The organism is Shewanella cyperi (assembly GCF_017354985.1).
Classification (GTDB): domain Bacteria; phylum Pseudomonadota; class Gammaproteobacteria; order Enterobacterales; family Shewanellaceae; genus Shewanella; species Shewanella cyperi.
In genome coordinates this window covers 2,277,523-2,297,430 of sequence record NZ_CP071501.1, presented here as the reverse complement: position 1 = coordinate 2,297,430, position 19,908 = coordinate 2,277,523, and the positions used below count along the sequence as shown (strand labels likewise).

The window sequence follows — 19,908 nt, the reverse complement described above, 5'->3', positions numbered from 1 at the left end:
GCTCAGGCCGGGTTTTTGCATAATTGAAGCGGGATTAGCGGGCGCGGAAGACGATGCGACCCTTGGTCAAGTCGTACGGGGTCAGCTGAACGGTTACCTTGTCGCCGGTCAGGATCCGGATGTAGTTTTTGCGCATCTTGCCGGAGATGTGGGCAATCACCACATGACCGTTTTCAAGCTCTACGCGAAACATTGTGTTTGGCAAGGTCTCCAGAATGGTGCCTTGCATCTCAATGTTGTCTTCTTTCGCCATTAATTAATTGTCCCATTAGCCTTCAAATATGAAAAACGGGCGTATCATGCCGCAATTTACCCGGACTGTAAAGGGGAGCGGCTAAATGATTACCGGCCCGGCGAGGGGAAATTCAACTTCTGGCTTCGCCGTATTCCCACCCCATGGGACCAAGAATTTGATAGGGGTGATAGAGGCGCTTGTAGTTCATCTTGCGATTTTCATCTATTTGATATCCAAGGTAGAGAAAGTCCTTTCCCCAATCTCTGGCTATCTGTATCTGGGTCAGGATCAGCTGGCTGCCAAGGGAGCGTTTGTCATAATCGGGATGGAAAAAGCTGTAAATGGCAGAAAGGCTGTTGGGCAGCACATCTGTGACCGCCACAGCCACTAAATTGCCCTCAAGCCGGAGTTCGAGGAATTGCGGTGGCAGCCAATGGCAGCGGATAAAATGGTCAAATTGTTCGCGAGTCGGAGGAAACATGGGGCCATCATGGTGCCTTTGACGAATATAAGCATCGTACAGGGCATAATGCTCGTCACTGCTTTGGCTCACCATATACCAACTCAAATCCCTGTTACCCGCCAGGGTGCGCTTTTGACGCTTTGATGCCCTGAACTCATTAACGGGTAAACGCAGGGGTTTGCAGGCATCACAGTGGGGACAGCGGGGCTTGTAAATGGCATCGCCGCTACGCCTGAAACCCAGCGCCAGCAGCCGCTCGAACAGGCTGCTGTCAAGGCTGCTTTCCTGAATGATCAGCAACTGCTCCTGCTGTCCCTCAATATAGCTACAGGGGAACAGGCGGCTGATACCGACGCTGATACGGGTATTAACAGGCTCCAAGTTGTACCTCCCTCGGGCGCCAGCAATCAGGACTGACCTCCAAGTCCCGCAGTTGCTTCAATCGCGCCAGAAATTCCGTTCTGCTGATGCTCCGGGCTCCCAAACTTTCCAGATGTGGATTCATAACCTGGGCATCGAGTAACTTGAACCCCTGGGTGGATAGGTGCTGATGCAGGGCCAGCATGGCTATTTTGGAGGCATCTGTGTGGCGATGAAACATGGATTCACCACAGAACACCTGGCCGACAGCCAGGCCATAGAGGCCACCCACCAGGCGCTCGCCGAGCCAGACCTCCACCGAATGGGCCCTTTGCTGCACATGCAATTCCCGGTAGGCCATTTGTATTGTGGTGGTGATCCAGGTGCCATCCTGCTTGGCCCTTGGCTGGGCGCAACCGGCCATCACATCGGAAAAGGCCTGATTGATGGTGATGCGCCAGGGGTGGCGTCGCAGTGATTTTTTCAGGCTCTTGCTGATGTAAAGCTCGCCCGGGATAAAGACCGCCCTGGGATCCGGCGACCACCAGAGTATGGGGTCATCGGCGTTGAACCAGGGGAATATGCCCTCGTAGTAGGCGGCCAACAGGCGGTTGGGGTGCAGCGAACCCCCTATGGCAAGCAAACCATTGGGATCGGCCAATGCCAGTTCCGGCGAAGGAAATTGCACCAGCTCATCATCGATAAAAGACAGAGAGTTCACAATTGCATATTATTTAAGAGAGCCTCTTTATAAGTTAGCGGAAAATATCTTATGTGGAAACCTGTACTCTTTGGGCTATTGCTGGTGCTGATGCCTGTTACCTCCGCCCTGGCGGAGTACGAACGCAACCAGGCCGTACCGGTGGAAAAAGTGCTATACGGCGAAGTGCTGTCGGTTCGCCAGATCAGCGAGAGCCAATTGGTGGAAGACAGAAACCGGGGTTGGCGCACCTTCGGCGGGGCCTTGCTCGGTGGCGTCATTGGCCATCAATTCGGCAGTGGCACTGGCCGGGATGTGGCAACCGTACTCGGCGCCCTGATAGGCGGTGGTGTGGCCAATCAAAGCGGTGGCGCCTATTACCGGCAATATCGCTTGCTGGAGCTGATGATCCGCCTGGAGGACGACAGTCAGATTATGGTGATCCAGGATGTGGATCCCGGTATGCCGCTCAAGGCTGGTGATCAGGTGCGGGTGGTCTATCTGGTGGGCTCGGTGCGGGTCGATTTGGCCATGTAATGCATCGCCAAAGATGGTTGGCAAACAGCAAGGCCGCCATGGGCAGCCCTGTTGCTATGGGGGTTTAAAAGCCCCGAGGCAATTGGTTCTTTCGCTGGGCCTGCAGTTTTTGGCGCCATAATTCTTTGGGCGTCAGGCCGCCTGTATTGCCATCTGTCTTAACGGCCGGCTTCTTTGTCGGCGCTGCTTTGGCGGCTGTTGGCTTGGCCGTTGTGGGCTTGGCTGGAGCTGCTTTTTTGGCCGCCACGGGCTTGGCGGCGCCACTCAGCTCTGCCAGCATGGCTTCCAGCTCGCCGAAGCGCAGAGACTTGCCATCATCAATCTTGTACCAGCTGCCTTTTTGCTCAATTACCACCTTACGGCCTTGTTGTTGTTCCAACGCCGCTTCCAGGGCTGCAATCACCTCTTCTTTGGTCAGTTTTGACATAGAATCAACCTATCGCTGTTATTGTTTACATTTCAGGTATGGCGGCAATTTTAAAAGTCTGGGACGCCTATGTCCAATTTCGAGGGCAAATTTTCGCCAACGGCGATGGATCTGGCTGCTAATCGCCTTGAGTATCAGCGAGCTAAGGGTACACTGGGAACCAAATGGTCACTATGGAGGAGGGCGCAATGAAGCGCACTGAGTTAGACGCATACCTGGCAGATTTTCTGCAAATCAACAGATTCAAAGACTATGCCCCCAATGGCTTGCAGGTTGAAGGCAAGGAGGAGATCCGCACCCTGGTGACCGGTGTGACCGCCTGTCAGGCCCTGATAGACAAGGCCATAGCGCTGAATGCCGATGCACTGCTGGTGCACCACGGCTTTTTCTGGAAAAACGAGCCTGAGGTCATTACCGGCATGAAGCAGCGGCGCATCAAGGCGCTGCTGCAACACGATATCAGCCTCTTCGGTTATCATCTGCCGCTCGATGCCCATCCCGTGGTCGGTAACAATGCGACCCTGGCCGACAAGCTGGGACTGATTGAGGCCGAAGCCCACGAGAGTTTGGGCGATGGATTGCTGTGGTGGGGTCATACCGAGCTGTCACAGACTGCCGCAGAGTTCGGTGCCACCCTGGAGCGAGCCCTTGGCCGCACACCGCTGCACATTGGCGATCCCAAGGGGACCATCCACAGTGTGGCCTGGTGTACCGGCGGTGCCCAGGATTATATCGATATGGCGGTGCAGATGGGTGTGGATGCCTTTATCAGCGGCGAAGTGTCTGAGCGTACCTTCCACAGTGCCCAGGAGCAGGGGATCCACTATTTCGCTGCCGGGCATCACGCCACCGAGCGCTTCGGCATTGAGGCTCTGGGGCAGCATTTGGCGCGCAAGTTTGGCCTTGAGCACCATTTTGTGGATATCAGCAATCCCGTCTGATCTTTGCCGGATGACAGCAATAAAAAAGGCCGCAATCGCGGCCTTTTTTACTTGGGTCTTATTTGACCCAATTATTTAACCCGCATACCGGGCTTGGCACCTTCGTGCGGCTCAAGTACCCAAAGATCCTTGCCGCCGGGACCGGCTGCCAGCACCATGCCTTCTGACATGCCAAAGCGCATCTTGCGTGGTGCCAGGTTGGCCACCATCACGGTCAGCTTGCCTTCCAGATCTTCCGGATTGTAGGCAGATTTAATACCGGCAAACACCTGGCGCACTTCACCGCCGATATCCAGCTGCAGTTTCAGCAGTTTGTCGGCTTCGGGCACGGCTTCGGCCTTCTTGATGAGGGCGATGCGCAGGTCAACCTTGGCAAAGTCTTCGTAGTTGATGGTCTCGCTGATGGGATCGTCCACCAGGGGCCCTGTGGGCTTGGCTTCGGTAGCCTGCAGGTTTTCCTTGGAGGCCTCCACCATGGCGGCGACCTTGTCCAGTTCCACACGCTGCATCATGGGCTTGAATACGGCAATTTCGTGGCCGGCGAGATCCAATTCCAGCTTGTCCCAGCACAATTCCAGCTGCAGGAAGTCTTCCACATCCTTGGCCAGGCGTGGCAGCACGGGCTTGAGGTAGGTCACCAGAATACGGAACAGGTTCAGGGCATTGGAGCATACCTGATGGGCCTCTTCCTGTTTGTCGTCCTGCTTAACCAGCTGCCAGGGGGCGGCATCAGCCACATAACCGTTGGCCAGGTCCGCCAGCGCCATGATTTCCCGCATCGCCTTGCCGTATTCGCGGCTCTCGTAATACTCGGCGATAAGATCCTGCTTGAGGAGGAAGGTGTCAGCCAGGCTGGTGTCCTTGATTTTTGCCAATCGGCCATCGAAGCGCTTGCTGATAAAGCCGGCGGTACGGGAGGCCAGGTTCACCAGTTTACCCACCAGATCCGAGTTAACCCGCTGGGCGAAGTCTTCCAGGTTCAGGTCCAGATCGTCGATGCGGGCGCTGAGCTTGGCGGCATAGTAGTAACGCAGGTACTCAGGATCCAGATGATCCAGATAGGTGCGGGCCTTGATAAAGGTACCCTTGGACTTGGACATCTTGGCACCGTTAACCGTCACGTAGCCGTGGGCATAAACGCTGCTGGGCTGGCGAAACCCGGCGCCGTGCAGCATGGCGGGCCAGAACAGGCTGTGGAAGTAGACAATGTCCTTGCCGATGAAGTGGTACACCTCGGCCTTGGAGTCCTTGTTCCAGAACTCGTCGAAATTAATGTCGCCGCGCTTGTCACAGAAGTTCTTGAACGAGCCCATGTAACCTATGGGCGCGTCGAGCCAGACGTAGAAATACTTGCCGGGCGCATCCGGAATTTCAAAGCCGAAATAAGGCGCATCGCGGGTGATGTCCCACTGTTGCAGTCCTTGCTCGAACCACTCATCGAGCTTGTTGGCCATTTCAGATTGCAGCGCACCGGAGCGGGTCCACTCTTTGAGCATGCCCTCGAAGGCGGGCAGATCAAAGAAGAAGTGTTCGGTCTCCTTCATCACCGGGGTGGCGCCGCTGACCGCCGAGCGTGGATTGATAAGCTCTGTGGGGCTGTAGGTGGCACCGCAGGCGTCACAGTTGTCACCGTACTGATCTTCGGACTTGCACTTGGGGCAGGTGCCCTTGACGAAGCGATCCGGCAGGAACATGGACTTTTCGGGGTCAAACAGCTGGGAGATGGTCTTGCTCTTGATGAAACCATTGTCCCTGAGCTTCAGATAGATATCGCTCGCCAGCTGACGGTTTTCGTCGCTGTGGGTGCTGTGATAGTTATCAAAGGCAACGTTGAAATCGGCAAAATCCTGCTGATGCTCGACGTTGACTTGGGCAATCATGTCCTCGGGGGCCATGCCGAGCTGCTGGGCCTTGAGCATGATGGGGGTACCGTGGGCATCGTCGGCACAGATATAGTGACACTCGTGGCCACGCAGCTTCTGATAGCGCGACCAGATGTCGGTCTGAATGTATTCCAGCATGTGCCCCAGGTGGATTGGGCCATTGGCATAGGGCAGGGCGCTGGTGACAAGGATCTTGCGTTGTGAATTTGCCATTTTTCTCAAAATCATGTTAGTCCCGGAATAATTGGCCTAGATACTAACCGATAGCTCACGGTTTTTCATCAAAAGCCTGTGCGACTGTGCTATTTATGCACGCATCTTTTCGTCAATATCTGATACACTTGGCCAAATTTTTGTCCGGGGGAAATTGCCTTGTCTCAAATTGCCGCTGACTATCGTCTGGATGGTGCCTTGCTCGGCCCTGTGCTCGCCCTGCTCGATGCCCACATTGACCCTTATTTGGGGCGCGGATTGGTCAGCGCCGGCTGCGTGACCAGTCTGGCAATGCAAGGCGACAGGCTGCAACTGGGGCTGAGTTATCCCTATCCCTGTAGCGGCATCCAGGCGGAAACAGCCGGGCAGTTGGCGACCGCCTTAACCCGCTTGCCCGCTATTAAGTCGGTGGATTGTGAGTTCAGTTTCGTGGTACCAAAGACCTCTGCCGACAGGCAAGGCACTCTGGCCAGGGTTGCCCATATTATCGCCGTGGCTTCCGGCAAGGGCGGCGTGGGAAAATCCACCACGGCGGTGAATCTGGCGTTGGCCCTGGCAGTAGAAGGCGCCAGGGTCGGGATCCTCGATGCCGATATCTACGGCCCCTCAATTCCTTTGATGCTGGGCATTGCCGATTTCCAACCCCAGTCAGACGATGGGGTGCACATGAACCCGGCCAGGGCCCACGGTATCTGCGCCCAGAGCATAGGCTTTATCATTAACGAAGAGCAGGCCGCGGTTTGGCGTGGCCCCATGGCGGCCGGTGCCCTGGCGCAGCTTATCAACGAAACCGCCTGGCCCGAGCTGGATTATCTGGTGGTGGACATGCCACCGGGAACCGGCGATATCCAGCTGACCCTGTCACAAAAGGTGGCGGTCAGTGGCGCAGTAGTGGTGACCACCCCCCAGGATATTGCGCTGCTGGATGCCAAAAAGGGCGTCAATCTGTTCCAGAAAGTGAATATTCCCGTGCTCGGGATAGTGGAAAATATGAGTTATCACCTGTGTCCCGCCTGTGGACACAAGGAACATCCCTTCGGTGCCCATGGCGGTGACAAAATTGCCCAGCGTTATGGCGTGCCCATGCTGGGTGCCTTGCCACTGAATATCCGCATCAGGGAAGGCATGGATGTAGGGCAACCTTCAGTGGTGGCCGAACCTTCGGGTGAACTTGCCGCAATCTACCGGGAGATTGCCCGCAAGGTGGGAGCGCAATTGGCGCTGTCACACAGTCAATCCGGTGTTTCTATCAGTCTTTCAGATGACGAGTAAGGTCCAAAAGTATGAATTCGCAGCAATGTGTCATTATCGGAATTGCCGGAGCCTCCGCCTCGGGCAAGAGCCTCATTGCCAAAACCATATATGAAGAGTTGTGCCACGATCTGGGCACAGATCAAATAGGCGTAATCGCCGAAGACGCCTATTACAGAGATCAGAGTCATCTGTCGATGGAAGAGCGGGTGCAGACCAATTATGACCATCCCAAGGCCATGGACCATCAGTTGCTGGGGCAGCACCTGAAGGCGCTCAAGGAAGGTCAGCCGGTGGAGATCCCCGTATACAGCTACACAGAGCACACCAGGATGAAAGAGACCCGCACCATGACCCCGAAAAAGGTCATCATCCTGGAAGGGATACTGCTGCTCACCGATCCCGAACTCAGGGAGCAAATGGATGCCAGCGTCTTTATGGATACACCGCTGGATATTTGCTTCCTGCGCCGCCTGACCCGCGATGTGGCCGAACGTGGCCGGACCATGGAGTCCGTCATCAGCCAGTACAAGAAGACGGTCAGACCCATGTTCTTGCAATTTATCGAGCCTTCAAAGCAATATGCAGACATCATAGTTCCACGTGGCGGCAAAAATCGCATTGCCACCGACATATTGAAGGCCAGAATCCAACACCTGTTGGCAAAATAATTACGACTCAGGGAGTAACAGGCAAGATGCGCTTGACCGACATTGAAATTGAACAGGCCCTTGATGAAGGCACCATATTGATTGAACCACGGCCCGGCAGCGATGCCATCAGTGGTGTCAGTGTGGATGTGCGCCTGGGCAACCAATTCCGCGTGTTTCAGGATCATACCGCGCCTTTTATCGACCTGAGTGGTCCGTCCCGTGAGGTACAGGAAGCCCTCGACCGGGTGATGAGTGACAAGATAGAGATTGCTGACGGCAATGCTTTCTTCCTGCATCCCGGGGAGTTGGCGCTGGCGGTGACCCACGAGAGCGTGACCCTGCCCGCCGACATAGTGGGCTGGCTTGATGGTCGTTCCTCCCTGGCCCGTCTGGGCCTGATGGTGCATGTGACGGCCCACCGTATCGATCCGGGCTGGCAGGGCAAGATAGTGCTGGAGTTCTATAACAGCGGCAAACTGCCCTTGGCATTGCGCCCGGGTATGACCATTGGTGCACTCAATTTTGAACGCCTCAGCGGCCCGGTTGCCCGGCCCTACAACACCCGTAAAAACGCCAAGTACAAAGATCAACAGGAAGCGGTAGCGAGCCGCATCAGCCAGGACAGCTGACCATGGCGGTGTGGGTCAATGGTGTGCAAACGGACCAGATCTCGGCCCTGGACCGCGGTCTGGCCTATGGTGATGGTCTGTTCGCCACCATGAGGGTTTCCGGCTCCGGAACCATACTGATGCTGGAACAGCACCTGCTGCGCTTGAGCCAGGGCGCGGCGCGTATCGGCATAAAGTGGTCCCCCTCGGACATGCTGCAAGCACAGCTGCAACATCTTGCCGCATTGCATCCCGGTCAATGCCTTAAATTGGTGCTGACCCGGGGCTGTGGTGGTCGCGGTTATCAGCCGCCGCAAGAGGCCAAGGCCTCCGAAATCATCAGTTTCAGTCCTGTCCCGGCCCATTATCCAAGGTGGCAACAGCAAGGTGTCGCCCTGGCAAGCAGCGAAGTGCGGCTCGGCCGTCAACCTTTGCTTGCCGGCATTAAGCACCTTAATCGTCTTGAGCAGGTACTGATCCGCAGCCAAGCCTTGCCCGAGTGGGCCCAGGATTGGCTGGTGCGCGACAGTGATGAATTGATCATTGAAACCTCCATGGCCAATTTGTTTTTTGTCACGGAAGAAGAAGTGTTAACGCCTGCTATCACCCGTGCCGGTGTGGCCGGTGTCACCCGGGAGCAAGTGATCAAGGCCCTGTTGGCGCTTGGCTATCGGGTGCGTTGCTGCGATCTTGATGACAGCGTGCTGGCCCAAAGCCGGCATGTATTCCTTTGTAATAGTTTGCTGGGTCCTGTGAATGTGCTGCGCATAGACCAATACTCTTATCCGCCTTTTGAACATACGGATAGCATGAGGCACATGATGGATATGAGCCTATGACGCGGCTGTTAAAAACCATAGTTACTGCGCTGTTGAGCCTGTCATTGCTGGCTGCGCTGGCCGCTTACTGGGGGTGGCAGCAGGTACAAGGGTTTGCCGATGCACCACTGTCGCTCGATTCCCCAATTGAATTCAAGGTAGAACGTGGCACCTCCGCCAAGGCCCTGGGCAGGCAACTGGTGGCCCAAAAGCTGTTAGCGGATAATTGGCAGTACCCCTGGCTGTTGCGACTGCAGCCCGAACTTGGTGCTATTCGCAGTGGTTTGTACCAGGTGGAACCCGGCACCAAGCTCAGGCAATTGCTGGCGCTCTTGGTCTCAGGAAAGACCAAGGTGTTCAGTGTGACCCTGGTGGAAGGGTTAACGGTAAAGGAATGGCAAAGCCAGTTGCAGACGGCCGCCCACCTTAGCTGGGTGGAACAACCATTTTTGAAAACCTTGCAGGATAATGGCGATACCAGTGGCTTGCCTGAGGGTAAGTTTTTTCCTGACACCTACAGCTATCATGCCGATGACAGTGTGCTCGACCTGCTCGGACAGAGTCACAGGAAAATGCTGCAGGAGCTAAACAGTGCCTGGGCCCAGCGCGCTGCCGGACTGCCACTGAAAGATCCCTATGAGCTGCTGATCCTGGCCTCCATCATTGAAAAGGAAACCGGCCGCGCCGATGAAAGGCCTTTGATAGCCGCAGTATTTATCAATCGGCTACAGCGCAAGATGCGTCTGCAGACAGATCCTACTGTGATTTACGGCATGGGCGAACGTTTCAAGGGTAACATCAGTCGAAAAGATCTGCTCGAAGCGACGCCCTTCAACACCTATCGTATTGATGGTCTGCCGCCGACACCCATAGCGGCGCCGGGCCGGGCCGCCTTGATGGCCGCCGCCCAACCTGCCGCGGCTGATTATTTGTATTTTGTGTCCCGCAATGACGGCAGTCACGTATTTTCAGTTAGCCTGGCCGAGCACAACAGGGCAGTTAACCAGTTTCAGAGAAAAGCACAATGAGCCAGAATTCAGCCCGTTTTATTGTTATTGAAGGCCTGGAAGGTGCAGGCAAGTCCAGTGCGGTGAGCCTGGTACGTGATTTTATTGAAAAATACACAGGCCATGCGCCCCTGTGCACCCGTGAACCCGGTGGCACACCTCTGGCAGAGAAAATCCGTACCCTGGTGAAGACAACCGAGCCCGGCGATCCCCTGTGTGATGAGGCCGAGTGCCTGTTGATATACGCAGCCCGTGCCCAGTTGGTGGCGAACGTGATTAAACCCGCGCTGGCCAGGGGCCAATGGGTGCTGGGTGACCGGCACAATTTATCTTCTTTGGCCTATCAGGGCGGTGGTCGGGGCCTAATGTCCCTGGTGGAGACTGTCAGTCGCGCCACCCTTGGGGACTTCAAGCCGGATTTAACCCTGTACCTTGATATAGAGCCGGCCCTGGGCCTGCGGCGGGCTGCCCGTCGGGGGGAGTTGGATCGCATTGAGCAGCAGGAGCTGGCATTCTTTGAGCGTGCCCGCGCCACCTATCTTGCCAAGGCGCAGGAAGATGACAGCATAGTGGTCATAGATGCCGGTCAGGATATGGCCGAAGTACATAAAGATATTTTAGCCATGCTGCAACAGCGTCTTTGATTGCCGGGAAACCAACCATGATACAGATGCCCTGGCTCAGTGCTCCCCTTGGCAGCTTCATGCAATTGCTGATGACCGGCCGTTTGCCCCACGCCATTCTGGTGGGGATGGACAGGGGATTGGGCGCTGAACACTTGCTAGGCGATATTGCCAGGGCGGCGTTGTGCCTGGCGCCGACCGCAAAAGGGGCCTGTGGTTATTGTAAGGGCTGTCAATTGATTGCGGCGGGCAACCATCCGGATCTGTACCAGGTGCAGGCCGATGGTCACCAAATCAAGATCGACCAAATCCGGAACCTGTGTCAGGATCTGACCAGTACCTCTCAGCAGGGGGGCAGACGGGTCGCCATTATCTACGAGGCAGAGCGCATGAACATCGCCGCTGCCAACGCGCTGCTGAAAACCCTGGAAGAACCGGGACGAGACACCTTGTTGCTGCTCCAAAGTAACCAGCCAGCGCGCTTACTGCCGACTTTGGTCAGCCGCTGTCAGCGCTTGCCATGTCAGGAACCTTCGCCCGATGTTGTTTCTGCCTGGTTGCGGGGCTTGAGCCCGGAAGGGGAAGATGTCAGCTGGTGTCTGCCGGTATGTGGCGGCCCGGTAAAACTGGCTGAGTTATTGCAAGATGATGGCTACAAACAACTGTCACAACTGAGAAAAGATTGGCGCCAAAGTTTGTCGAGCGGACATCTCTATGCTAGTTTGATATCTATAACTGAAGAACAAATTACTGATGCACTTAAAGTTTTATATATCGAACTGAAATCCGATCTAGAACGGGGCTGGCCTCAGGATGCGTTTCAGCGTAATAATATCGCCCGGCTTGCCGCCGAAATTATGCATGTTTGTCAGGGATTAACTGCAATGCCGAATGTGAATTGTCAGGCATTGTGTCAAAAAGTCGTTTTGGATTATCAGCGAATTGTAAGCAGCTAATATGGTAGATCTTGTGGTTAACTTTGACACTTTACACCAGTTGTATCGTGCCTATATGCCTTTTATTAAACCGGCCGGGTTGTTTATTGCCACCAGTGAAGCCCATTACCTGGGGCAGGAGCTGACCATAGGCTACCGCTTACCCGGCGCAACCACGGCCCACGAGTTCAGTGGTGTGGTGGTGTGGATTAATCCGATTGGCGCCTCCGGTGGTCGTCCCGCCGGCATAGGGATCAAGATCCTCACCGATGCCGACACTCACAAACATCACATAGAGACCCTGTTGTCACGGGAGCTGGCCTCCGGTGATTTGACCTGCACCATGTAGCTCTGTATCCTTGCCGTCCCCTTAGTCAGCCGGATATTTTACTGTGCTTATCGATTCCCATTGCCATCTTGACAGGCTTAAAGCTGCCCCCACCCAGGTAGAACTGACACAACTGCTCAGTGATGCCAAGGCCAGAGGGGTGGACTACATGCTGTGCGTCAATGTGCGGCAGAAGGGATTCCAGTCGATGCTGGACAAGGTGGCTGGCTTTGAGCAGGTATTCCTTTCCAGCGGCGTCCATCCCCTGGATGTCAAAGAAGGTCTGGATGTGGATGAGCTGCGCACTTTTGCCGCCCATCCCCGGGTGGTTGCCATTGGCGAAACCGGGCTGGACTATTTTTACGCCGATGATTCCCGCGAACTGCAGCAGCAGTGTTTTGCAGATCAGATAGCCCTGGCCCGTGAAGTCAACAAACCTTTGATTGTGCATACCCGCGATGCCCGCGAAGACACCATAGCCCTGTTAACTCAGGGTGGGGCAGATCAGGTAGGCGGTGTGCTGCACTGTTTTACCGAGACCTGGGAAATGGCCAAGGCTGCCATGGATCTGGGTTTTTATATCTCGGTCTCCGGGATAGTGACCTTCAAAAATGCCGCCGAGTTGCGTAATGTGATCCGCAAGGTGCCCAAAGACAGGCTGCTGGTGGAAACTGACTCACCCTATCTGGCGCCGGTGCCGCACCGGGGGCAGGAAAATCAACCCGCCTATGTCCGAGACGTGGCCGAGTTTGTTGCCCAGTTACGTGGTGAAAAGTATGAAGACTTGGCCGCGTATACCAGCGAGAACTTCTTCACCTTGTTCAAGGACGCTGCACGGCTGATTGGCCGCTGATTGGATGCTTATTGGCGGAGCCCCAAGTTTCTTTCCTTGAAAAATCGCCCATAAAAAAAGGCCCAAAACTATTCCAATTGTTTTGGGCCCAGGGGAATGGCTCAATAAATGAGCCGTGCGCTACTGGTTAAAAGCCGCCTTGGCAGCTTTTGCAAAAATCTGCCCCTGACGTTCAGGGTCACTGCCACTAAGTGTAGACACAGCTATCAGGCGTTGCTTAATTAATGTGCAATTATTTTTGCTTCAGCTGTAAGAAAATGTGACTTGGTTCGCAACTCATGGTGGTAGCAAGGGCCAATCTGCCCACTAACTCTGCACCTTATCCCTGACCAAATCCCTCGGAAGGCCGTTTTTCAGCCTGTTCCCCAGGTGCTTCACCACACCAAGCGGAGCCCCCTGGCACCAGACCAGTTTCTCCCCTGAGGCCTTGGCGGGGACATCCAAGGCGATGTCCCGTCCCATCAGGTATTGGCACGCCTGCTCCTCATCCAACACCAATGCCTTGTTTTGGGTACCGAACGCGATCACCGCTTCGTGGCGTATTTTCAAACCGTGTTTGGCGTCATCGGCCAGTTTGATGCCGATACGCTGAAAACGCATTTTGCCCTGCAGTGCTTCGAAGCCGTCCGGGAACCACCAGAACTCGTCATCTCTGGCCATAAGTTGCCCTTCGGCGGGCCAGTTCAGTCCCAAGTCTGCAAAGGCCTGTTGTAGCCTGAGCGCATCCTTGTTGCTCGCTTTCTGAAATGGGAACTGCTTTTGCAGCCTGGGTTCTGGATGCTCCCTGGGGACCGAGGCGGTTTTGCGCAGTCTGGCAACGAAGAAGCCCTCACTGTCGTATATTTGGGGCCAAATATGCAGGAATCCTTCGCTGGTCAACGCCTTGTGGGCGCCGTCGAACAAGTTTTCCAGGGACTCGAATTCGACCGCATCGCCGTATTTTTGCTTGAGGTGGAGGCAGACTTCCTGGTTTTCCCGCCGGTTCAGGGTGCAGGTGGAGTAGACCAGCACACCGCCCGGCTTCAGGGCCAGAAAGGCGGAGTTTATCAGCGCCTTCTGGGTATCGGCTATGGCACCGATTTCGCTTTCATCCCAGTGCTTCAGGGCATCGGCATCCTTGCGCACCGTACCTTCACCGCCGCAGGGAGCGTCGAGCAGCACGGCATCAAAGGTTTCATACAGGTATTCGCCGAATACCCGACCGTCAAAATGGGTCAGGGCGCAGTTGTATACCCCCATGCGCAGCAGGTTGGCATGTAATACCTTAACCCGACTGGAGGAATATTCATTGGCAACCAGCAGCCCCCGGTTGGCCATCAGGGCCGCCATCTGGGTGGTTTTGGAGCCGGGGGCCGAGGCGACGTCCAGCACTGTATTCGGTTCATTGTCCTTGAACAGTGCCGTTGGCGGCAGCATGGAGCTGGCTTCCTGAATGTAAAACAGGCCCTGCAGATGAGCGCTGAGATTTCCGGGTTGGCACTCCTGTGGGTATTGCACCCAAAAACCATCCCGGCACCAGGGAATGGGCTCGAACTGCCAGCCCTTGGGCTCCAGCAGAGCCTTCAACTTTGTCGCATCTGTTTTCAGGGTGTTGACCCGAATCGCGGGGCGCAAAGGCAGGCCGCAGTAATGAATAAAGTCGTCCAGCGACAGATGGGCAGGCAAATCTTTGGCGATGCTATTGATAAATTTTTGATTTAACTGAACCATAGTAGGCCATAGCGGTAAAAAACTGGCGCGATTATAGCAAACAAAGGCGCCTCTGTGGCATGGGAGTGCGATGTGCTGAATCGGGTTTGGCTGGGCTTTTTCTTGATCTCCATGGCGGCGGTGGTCATTCGTCTGCTGCAAGGAGAATTGGCGGTATTGTCCCAGACGGTGGAGGCGCTGTTCGCCAGCGCCAAGCTGGCCGCGGAAATCGCCATAGGCCTGGTGGGCGTGCTGGCCCTGTGGATGGGGCTGATGCGCATAGGTGAGCGGGCCGGCATGGTGGCCTGGTTGGCCCGGATAACTGAACCGCTGCTCAGTAAATTAATGCCCGAGATCCCCCGGGGACATCCTGCATACGGCAGCGTGACCATGAACCTGACCGCCAATCTGCTTGGACTGGACAATGCCGCTACCCCTCTGGGCCTTAAGGCCATGCACGATTTACAAAGCGTCAATCCCAGCGCTGCCGTGGCCAGCAATGCCCAGATCCTGTTTCTGGTGCTCAATACCTCCTCCGTGACCCTGGTGCCCGTGACAGTGTTCCTGTTTCGAGCCCAGCAGGGGGCCGTGGCGCCGGCGGATGTGTTTTTGCCTATTTTGCTCGCCACCACCAGTTCCAGCCTGGTGGGATTATTGGCCGTTGCCTGGGTGCAGCGTCTGCCCTTGCTCAATACTCTGGTACTGGGTTATGGCGCAGTGCTGTTTGCAGGATTGGGCGCCTTGGTGTGGTACCTGATGGGCCTGGGCTCCGATGCCATTGGCGACTTTTCCACCAACCTGGGGAATGGGGTTTTGCTGGCCCTGGTGTTTGCCTTTGTACTGCTGGCGGCGCTGAAACGGGTGGCGATTTACGATGAGTTTGTTGATGGCGCCAAGGAGGGATTTGCCCAGGCGGTGGCCCTGATCCCTTATTTGTTGGCTATGCTGCTGGCCATTGGTCTGCTGCGGGCATCCGGGGCGTTGGACGTTGTGCTGGGCTTGCTGGCTACCATGGTGCAGGCCTTGGGACTGGATGGGCGCTTTATCGATGCCATGCCAACGGCGTTGATGAAACCCTTCAGCGGCAGCGGCGCCCGGGCCATGATGCTGGAAACCATGAATCATTTTGGCGTGGACTCTTTTGCCGGTCGGCTTGCCGCCGTGGTGCAGGGCAGCACAGAAACCACATTCTACGTATTGGCCGTGTATTTCGGGGCTGTGGGCATAAGGTACAGCCGCCACGCCGTTCCCTGTGCCTTGCTTGCCGATCTGAGCGGGATACTGACCGCCATCGGGGTGTGCTATTGGTTTTACGGCTGATGGTTTTACGGCAAAGGCCAAGCGCTATGCGCCAATAAAAAAGCCGGAATTATCCGGCTTTTTTATTCTATGTGGCACAGGTATCAGCGCTTATTGCAGCCAAGCCTCTTCGGCCTTGGTCAACAAGGGTAGCAGACTGCCCTCGACCATGGCGGGAGCATTTCGGTCCAGGGTGGATACCCCAATACCGCCGGCCAAAATGGTTTCCAGGGAGCCGGTTTGCACCCTGGCTCCGGAGAACAGGCCTATGTCCACCGAGATCCCGGACAAATCATAAAATACGCTGCTCTGGTTGATGAGCTCGCGATAGCGGCCATCAATGTGGACAAACAACTGCACCTTGTCGCCCTGAAGGTTCAGGGCATAACCATCCACCTGTCCCACGGCAATGCCACGGTAGAAAATCTGACTGCCACGCTTGATGGAGCCGAGATTGGGCCGTTCAAGGGTCAGCGCCAGCGCATCCTTTGGCAGGGCGGCATAGGGGCTGATGCTGGAGTCGACTTCGAAATGGTCGACATGGGTGTCGCTGCGGCCGGGCAGCACCGAAATAAAGGGGCCGGTGAGCAGCGTTTCCGGAGCTTCGATTCCGCGCAGCGAAATTTGTGCATCCACCAACAGGAATTGGGCGTCGTCACGGTTAAAGTGATCGGCATAATCTCCGTATAAGTAGCCTTTGGCATTGAGATGGGTCAGATCTTTATCGAGCCTGACTTCGGTGATTTCACCGACCTGATGCCCCTGATAGCGAATGGCGGCACCTGCGCTGATCCTGGCATCGGCCTTAAGGGTCAGCGACAGGGCACTGGCTTTGGCCATGGCCAGTGCCTCGGTATCATATAGGTGCTTGCCGTTAACCTTGCTCTGCTCCGGCAAGATCCCCAGGCTGATGCTGCCGCCAAGCATACCCTTGAGTGGGGCGACATCGACCTTGATACCTGTGAGGCCCGCATCCAGGTGCACAGCGCTGTTGCGCCAGAATACGGTATTGGCACCCAGCAAGGAGTGGAAAGCTTTGTCTATGGCCAGTTTGATGGCGAAACTGTCATCACTGGCGCGCCAGTCGAGAGAGACCACTTCGCCCACTTGCATTTTTTTGTAGTAAACCGGTGAGCCCTGGGATAAATCTGCACCATCGTGACTGCTGAGGGTGAGGTATTTGCGACCGGCCAATGCCTGCTGCTTGTCAGCCTCGTCCACCGAAGCGTACAGGTTCAGTACCGTTCCCGGTGGCAGGGGTTGCCCCTTGCCCTGGATCAGACTGAGCGCGCCGCTGACCAGGGTTTTGGCGTCACCCAGTGACATCTTGACGCCGCTCAGGCTGGCATCGATGGACAGCGCCGATTCGGGCACAAAGTAACTGCCCTGGGTCAGCAGCGGTGCAAACTCGGGCAAAATTTCCAGGCGGTATTCCACCGAGTCCAGATCCCGCGCCAAAGACACCGATTTGACCGTGCCTATGGCAACATTGCGGTAGCGTACCTCGGCACCTTCGCTGATATTTTCGTTGCGATCGGCCCGCAGCAGCAGTTCATGTCGGGCCATATTCATGGGGTCGGGAGCGTTGGCCTCCAGTGGAAAGCTGTCCCGGGCCATACCCAGGCCCGGCATAAAGGCAATCACATCGCCGGTTACCAGACGGGCGGCATGCTTGATGCCTGAGAGCGACAATTCGGCTCCTTCGCGCCAGAAGCGGGCGCTGTCACCCAGTAACTGTACGTAATCATCGTCAATTTTGACCTCAAGTTCGACACCGTCCTGACTCAAATGGCTGTCAAGCACCTTGCCTATGACAAGGCCCCGGTACAGTACCTGGGTACCTGCACCTATACCGTCGGCGTCTTTGGCGTTCAGACGGATAACTCTGCCGCCGAGGGCATTGGCTTCGCTCTCGTAGAGCATAAAGCTGTCACCGTGTTTGGCTGAACGGTCACTGTCGGAGGAGCTGAAACTGATCCCGCCGGCCAGCAGTGACGAAATGCTTTCGCTTTTTATCTGTACCCCAGCCAGGGAGGCATCGATGGCAATGCCCGATACGTTCCAGAAACGTGAATCGGCTTTAACCAGGTGTGCGTATTGCTCCTGGATAAAGGCGCTGATAATGACGCGCCTGTTACCCTCGAGACGGTAGCTGACCACCCGGCCCACGGGGAGTTGGCGAAAGAGTACGGAAGAGCCCACATCCAGTGAGCCCAGACGGTCGCTGGCCAGTTCCACCACTATGCCTTCATTGCCGGGAAGCAGCGGCGGCGCTTCACGCTCGGCCTCAAACTGGGTGCGGGAGTCACCATCGCCCGGTTGCACCGCAATATAATTACCGGAAAACAGCGCGTCGAGGCCTGAGACACCTGTGATGGATGCCTTGGGGGTCACCAGCCAAAACTTGGTGTCATCCTTTAAGTAGGGGCCGGCGCGGTAGTCCATTTTGACCCTGACGTTCACGCCCTCAAGGTTGTCGTCGATGGCTATGTCGGTTACTTTTCCCACGGTCAGGCCCTGATATTTGACCAGGGTTTTGGCCACGTCTATGCCTGTGGCACTGGGGAAGTGGATCACAATTTCCACACCTGACTCGCGGATGCTTTTGATCCCGAGCCAGGCGCCCAGAGCCAAAGCCACCAAGGGTAAGAGCCAGACAGGTGAAAACAGCTTTTTCTTCACAACTTTCGGGGCTTCAATTTGCGTCATGTTCGAGTTCCAGTCGATCCCAAAGTAAACGAGTATCCAACACCTTGGCGGCCAGCTGGGTCAGCAGGATAACCAAGGCAAAAGCAGTAGCGGCCGGCGCGGGTTTGGCGTCCAGCAGTTGTCCCATATTGACCAGTGCCACAGTCAGGGAAATAACAAATAAATCCAGCATGGACCAGCGACCAATCCATTCAATGATATGAAAGCCCCCCATCAGTAAACGCTTGGGAATGGGCAGGTGAAAGCTGATGGCGGTCAGGTAAATGGCCAGACCGATAATTTTGAGCCAAGGCACCAGTATGCTGGCGGTAAAGACTATGATGGCTATCGGCAGCATATCCGAATCCACCAGGTGCTTAATGCCGGAGAAAATGGTGTCCTGGGTGACCACCCCCTGATTCACCAGAGTGGTGATGGGATAAATGTTGGCCGGTATAAGCAGGATGGCGGCGGTGAGCAGCAGGGCCCAGCTTTTATGCAAACTGCTGTAGTCCCGCTCGGATATCGCCTCGCCACAGCGACAACAATGGCTGAGATGGGCTGAGTTAACCTTGTGGCAGACATTGCACAGCAGCAAGCCTAAATCCTTACCCTGGGTGCCGGCTTCAGACATCGAGGTAGCTCCACATATGTTCAAGGTTGTATTCACGCTGCAGAAACAGGGTCACCAGAAACAGCATGGTGAAACAAAAGGTACCGACACCGAAATAGATGTCGGAAAAATCTGCCAGCTGAAATGCCGAGACCAGAAAGCTGATCACATAGATTTCCAGCATGGTTAACTGGCTCAGCAGGCCGTGTTGCTCCAGTAACCATTCGTAGGTGGTGCGTTGCCATCCTTGCTTGAGTCCGGCCTTGATGAGCAGGATCTGACCCAGTATGGACAACAGCAGGATACCGGGGGCAACGACGGCGGCGGTTAATACGGCCACTCCGACTACCCAGTAACCCAATGACATCACCGCCATGGCGCCTTCCACCACGCTGGCGGTACGCACACTGCCGAGAAAATGCAGCTCCAGCACAGGGAACAGGTTGGCGGGCAGGTAGAAAGCGAGGGCGGCCACACACAAAGCCAGCATGCCGTTGATGGAGCAGTATGGCGTATCGTACAGTGCCGTATGACAGCGCGGACACAGGGCTCGAACCCCCGAGGGCAGGGCTCGCTTGCGCACCGCCATGTCGCAGGCACGGCAGAGAATGACTGTCTGGTCTACGGCATCGTCTTGCATAATGGCTAAACTGACTTCCTCTTTGGCAGCGGCGGACATTTTTGCGCGTAAGTTTCCGTAATCACGTGAAAAGAATTCAATTATTGCCGCTTTTAATGCCATGATACTAGCAGATCCCGTTCCGGACTTGCATCATTAGTTGCA

Annotated in this window: 21 protein-coding genes; 12 read left to right on the top strand and 9 right to left on the bottom strand. The window is 55.7% G+C overall.

The window, feature by feature from the left end; genetic code table 11:
• Window positions 1–34: 34 nt before the first annotated feature.
• From infA to aat, 3 genes are all read right to left on the bottom strand, one after another.
• Complete coding sequence (gene infA, locus JYB84_RS09965; RefSeq protein ID WP_006081934.1) at window positions 35–253, bottom strand: translation initiation factor IF-1; 219 nt, start codon at window positions 251–253, stop codon at window positions 35–37.
• A gap of 112 nt (window positions 254–365) precedes the next feature.
• On the bottom strand, window positions 366–1,079 hold the full coding sequence (locus tag JYB84_RS09960) for an arginyltransferase (protein WP_207319949.1): 714 nt from the start codon (window positions 1,077–1,079) through the stop codon (window positions 366–368).
• Window positions 1,066–1,779, bottom strand: coding sequence for a leucyl/phenylalanyl-tRNA--protein transferase (gene aat / locus JYB84_RS09955; RefSeq protein ID WP_207319948.1), 714 nt, complete (start codon window positions 1,777–1,779; stop codon window positions 1,066–1,068). The genes JYB84_RS09960 and aat overlap by 14 nt, the downstream gene beginning before the upstream one ends.
• Window positions 1,780–1,830: 51 nt before the next feature.
• Here aat and JYB84_RS09950 point away from each other — a divergent pair, with 51 nt between their 5' ends.
• Window positions 1,831–2,295: an outer membrane lipoprotein gene (locus JYB84_RS09950; RefSeq protein ID WP_207319947.1), complete on the top strand. Its 465-nt coding sequence runs from the start codon at window positions 1,831–1,833 to the stop codon at window positions 2,293–2,295.
• A gap of 64 nt (window positions 2,296–2,359) precedes the next feature.
• On the opposite strand, the gene JYB84_RS09945 is transcribed toward JYB84_RS09950, so the two are convergent.
• Window positions 2,360–2,722, bottom strand: a complete 363-nt coding sequence (locus tag JYB84_RS09945; RefSeq protein ID WP_207319946.1) for a hypothetical protein — start codon at window positions 2,720–2,722, stop codon at window positions 2,360–2,362.
• Between the two features lie 188 nt (window positions 2,723–2,910).
• Between JYB84_RS09945 and JYB84_RS09940 the strand changes: the two genes are divergently transcribed.
• The gene (locus JYB84_RS09940) at window positions 2,911–3,663 is read left to right on the top strand and encodes a Nif3-like dinuclear metal center hexameric protein (RefSeq protein WP_207319945.1); all 753 of its coding nucleotides are present in this window, start codon (window positions 2,911–2,913) and stop codon (window positions 3,661–3,663) included.
• Window positions 3,664–3,734: 71 nt separating this feature from the next.
• On the opposite strand, the gene metG is transcribed toward JYB84_RS09940, so the two are convergent.
• Window positions 3,735–5,759 carry a methionine--tRNA ligase gene (gene metG / locus JYB84_RS09935; protein WP_207319944.1) on the bottom strand — a complete coding sequence of 675 codons (2,025 nt, stop codon included), beginning with the start codon at window positions 5,757–5,759 and terminating at the stop codon, window positions 3,735–3,737.
• Between the two features lie 159 nt (window positions 5,760–5,918).
• Between metG and apbC the strand changes: the two genes are divergently transcribed.
• From apbC to JYB84_RS09890, 9 genes are read left to right on the top strand one after another with little or no spacing between them, the layout of a single operon-like run.
• Window positions 5,919–7,031, top strand: a complete 1,113-nt coding sequence (gene apbC / locus JYB84_RS09930; RefSeq protein WP_207319943.1) for an iron-sulfur cluster carrier protein ApbC — start codon at window positions 5,919–5,921, stop codon at window positions 7,029–7,031.
• Window positions 7,032–7,042: 11 nt separating this feature from the next.
• A complete protein-coding gene (gene udk, locus JYB84_RS09925) occupies window positions 7,043–7,681 on the top strand; it encodes a uridine kinase (protein WP_207319942.1) in 639 nt (212 codons plus the stop codon).
• A 26-nt stretch (window positions 7,682–7,707) separates the two neighbouring features.
• Window positions 7,708–8,292, top strand: a complete 585-nt coding sequence (gene dcd / locus JYB84_RS09920; RefSeq protein ID WP_207319941.1) for a dCTP deaminase — start codon at window positions 7,708–7,710, stop codon at window positions 8,290–8,292.
• A 2-nt stretch (window positions 8,293–8,294) separates the two neighbouring features.
• Window positions 8,295–9,110: an aminodeoxychorismate lyase gene (gene pabC / locus JYB84_RS09915; protein ID WP_207319940.1), complete on the top strand. Its 816-nt coding sequence runs from the start codon at window positions 8,295–8,297 to the stop codon at window positions 9,108–9,110.
• The gene (gene mltG, locus JYB84_RS09910) at window positions 9,107–10,117 is read left to right on the top strand and encodes an endolytic transglycosylase MltG (RefSeq protein WP_207319939.1); all 1,011 of its coding nucleotides are present in this window, start codon (window positions 9,107–9,109) and stop codon (window positions 10,115–10,117) included. Before pabC ends, mltG begins: the two co-directional genes overlap by 4 nt.
• Window positions 10,114–10,740, top strand: a complete 627-nt coding sequence (tmk, locus tag JYB84_RS09905) for a dTMP kinase (RefSeq protein WP_207319938.1) — start codon at window positions 10,114–10,116, stop codon at window positions 10,738–10,740. Before mltG ends, tmk begins: the two co-directional genes overlap by 4 nt.
• 17 nt (window positions 10,741–10,757) lie before the next feature.
• On the top strand, window positions 10,758–11,675 hold the full coding sequence (gene holB, locus JYB84_RS09900) for a DNA polymerase III subunit delta' (RefSeq protein WP_207319937.1): 918 nt from the start codon (window positions 10,758–10,760) through the stop codon (window positions 11,673–11,675).
• Window position 11,676: 1 nt separating this feature from the next.
• Window positions 11,677–12,003, top strand: coding sequence for a PilZ domain-containing protein (locus JYB84_RS09895; RefSeq protein ID WP_207319936.1), 327 nt, complete (start codon window positions 11,677–11,679; stop codon window positions 12,001–12,003).
• A gap of 43 nt (window positions 12,004–12,046) precedes the next feature.
• Window positions 12,047–12,835 carry a TatD family hydrolase gene (locus JYB84_RS09890; RefSeq protein ID WP_207319935.1) on the top strand — a complete coding sequence of 263 codons (789 nt, stop codon included), beginning with the start codon at window positions 12,047–12,049 and terminating at the stop codon, window positions 12,833–12,835.
• 306 nt (window positions 12,836–13,141) lie between these two features.
• Here the strand turns inward: JYB84_RS09890 and rsmF are convergent, their stop codons facing one another.
• On the bottom strand, window positions 13,142–14,545 hold the full coding sequence (gene rsmF / locus JYB84_RS09885; protein WP_207319934.1) for a 16S rRNA (cytosine(1407)-C(5))-methyltransferase RsmF: 1,404 nt from the start codon (window positions 14,543–14,545) through the stop codon (window positions 13,142–13,144).
• Between the two features lie 72 nt (window positions 14,546–14,617).
• Between rsmF and JYB84_RS09880 the strand changes: the two genes are divergently transcribed.
• On the top strand, window positions 14,618–15,844 hold the full coding sequence (locus JYB84_RS09880) for a nucleoside recognition domain-containing protein (RefSeq protein WP_207319933.1): 1,227 nt from the start codon (window positions 14,618–14,620) through the stop codon (window positions 15,842–15,844).
• A 90-nt stretch (window positions 15,845–15,934) separates the two neighbouring features.
• Here JYB84_RS09880 and JYB84_RS09875 read toward each other — a convergent pair whose 3' ends face one another.
• From JYB84_RS09875 to JYB84_RS09865, 3 genes are read right to left on the bottom strand one after another with little or no spacing between them, the layout of a single operon-like run.
• Window positions 15,935–18,532: a PqiB family protein gene (locus JYB84_RS09875; RefSeq protein WP_207319932.1), complete on the bottom strand. Its 2,598-nt coding sequence runs from the start codon at window positions 18,530–18,532 to the stop codon at window positions 15,935–15,937.
• Complete coding sequence (locus JYB84_RS09870) at window positions 18,519–19,145, bottom strand: paraquat-inducible protein A (RefSeq protein WP_207319931.1); 627 nt, start codon at window positions 19,143–19,145, stop codon at window positions 18,519–18,521. The genes JYB84_RS09875 and JYB84_RS09870 overlap by 14 nt, the downstream gene beginning before the upstream one ends.
• Entirely contained in the window at window positions 19,138–19,764 is a 627-nt protein-coding gene (locus JYB84_RS09865; RefSeq protein ID WP_207323177.1) for a paraquat-inducible protein A, read from the bottom strand. The genes JYB84_RS09870 and JYB84_RS09865 overlap by 8 nt, the downstream gene beginning before the upstream one ends.
• Between the last annotated feature and the right edge of the window lie 144 nt (window positions 19,765–19,908).

Coding starts and splice junctions, on each gene's coding strand:
- infA (WP_006081934.1), bottom strand. CDS start 253: ATGGCGAAAGAAGACAACATTGAGATGCAAGGCACCATTCTGGAGACC.
- JYB84_RS09950 (WP_207319947.1), top strand. CDS start 1,831: ATGTGGAAACCTGTACTCTTTGGGCTATTGCTGGTGCTGATGCCTGTT.
- JYB84_RS09945 (WP_207319946.1), bottom strand. CDS start 2,722: ATGTCAAAACTGACCAAAGAAGAGGTGATTGCAGCCCTGGAAGCGGCG.
- JYB84_RS09940 (WP_207319945.1), top strand. CDS start 2,911: ATGAAGCGCACTGAGTTAGACGCATACCTGGCAGATTTTCTGCAAATC.
- metG (WP_207319944.1), bottom strand. CDS start 5,759: ATGGCAAATTCACAACGCAAGATCCTTGTCACCAGCGCCCTGCCCTAT.
- udk (WP_207319942.1), top strand. CDS start 7,043: ATGAATTCGCAGCAATGTGTCATTATCGGAATTGCCGGAGCCTCCGCC.
- dcd (WP_207319941.1), top strand. CDS start 7,708: ATGCGCTTGACCGACATTGAAATTGAACAGGCCCTTGATGAAGGCACC.
- pabC (WP_207319940.1), top strand. CDS start 8,295: ATGGCGGTGTGGGTCAATGGTGTGCAAACGGACCAGATCTCGGCCCTG.
- mltG (WP_207319939.1), top strand. CDS start 9,107: ATGACGCGGCTGTTAAAAACCATAGTTACTGCGCTGTTGAGCCTGTCA.
- tmk (WP_207319938.1), top strand. CDS start 10,114: ATGAGCCAGAATTCAGCCCGTTTTATTGTTATTGAAGGCCTGGAAGGT.
- holB (WP_207319937.1), top strand. CDS start 10,758: ATGATACAGATGCCCTGGCTCAGTGCTCCCCTTGGCAGCTTCATGCAA.
- JYB84_RS09895 (WP_207319936.1), top strand. CDS start 11,677: ATGGTAGATCTTGTGGTTAACTTTGACACTTTACACCAGTTGTATCGT.
- rsmF (WP_207319934.1), bottom strand. CDS start 14,545: ATGGTTCAGTTAAATCAAAAATTTATCAATAGCATCGCCAAAGATTTG.
- JYB84_RS09875 (WP_207319932.1), bottom strand. CDS start 18,532: ATGACGCAAATTGAAGCCCCGAAAGTTGTGAAGAAAAAGCTGTTTTCA.
- JYB84_RS09870 (WP_207319931.1), bottom strand. CDS start 19,145: ATGTCTGAAGCCGGCACCCAGGGTAAGGATTTAGGCTTGCTGCTGTGC.
- JYB84_RS09865 (WP_207323177.1), bottom strand. CDS start 19,764: ATGCAAGACGATGCCGTAGACCAGACAGTCATTCTCTGCCGTGCCTGC.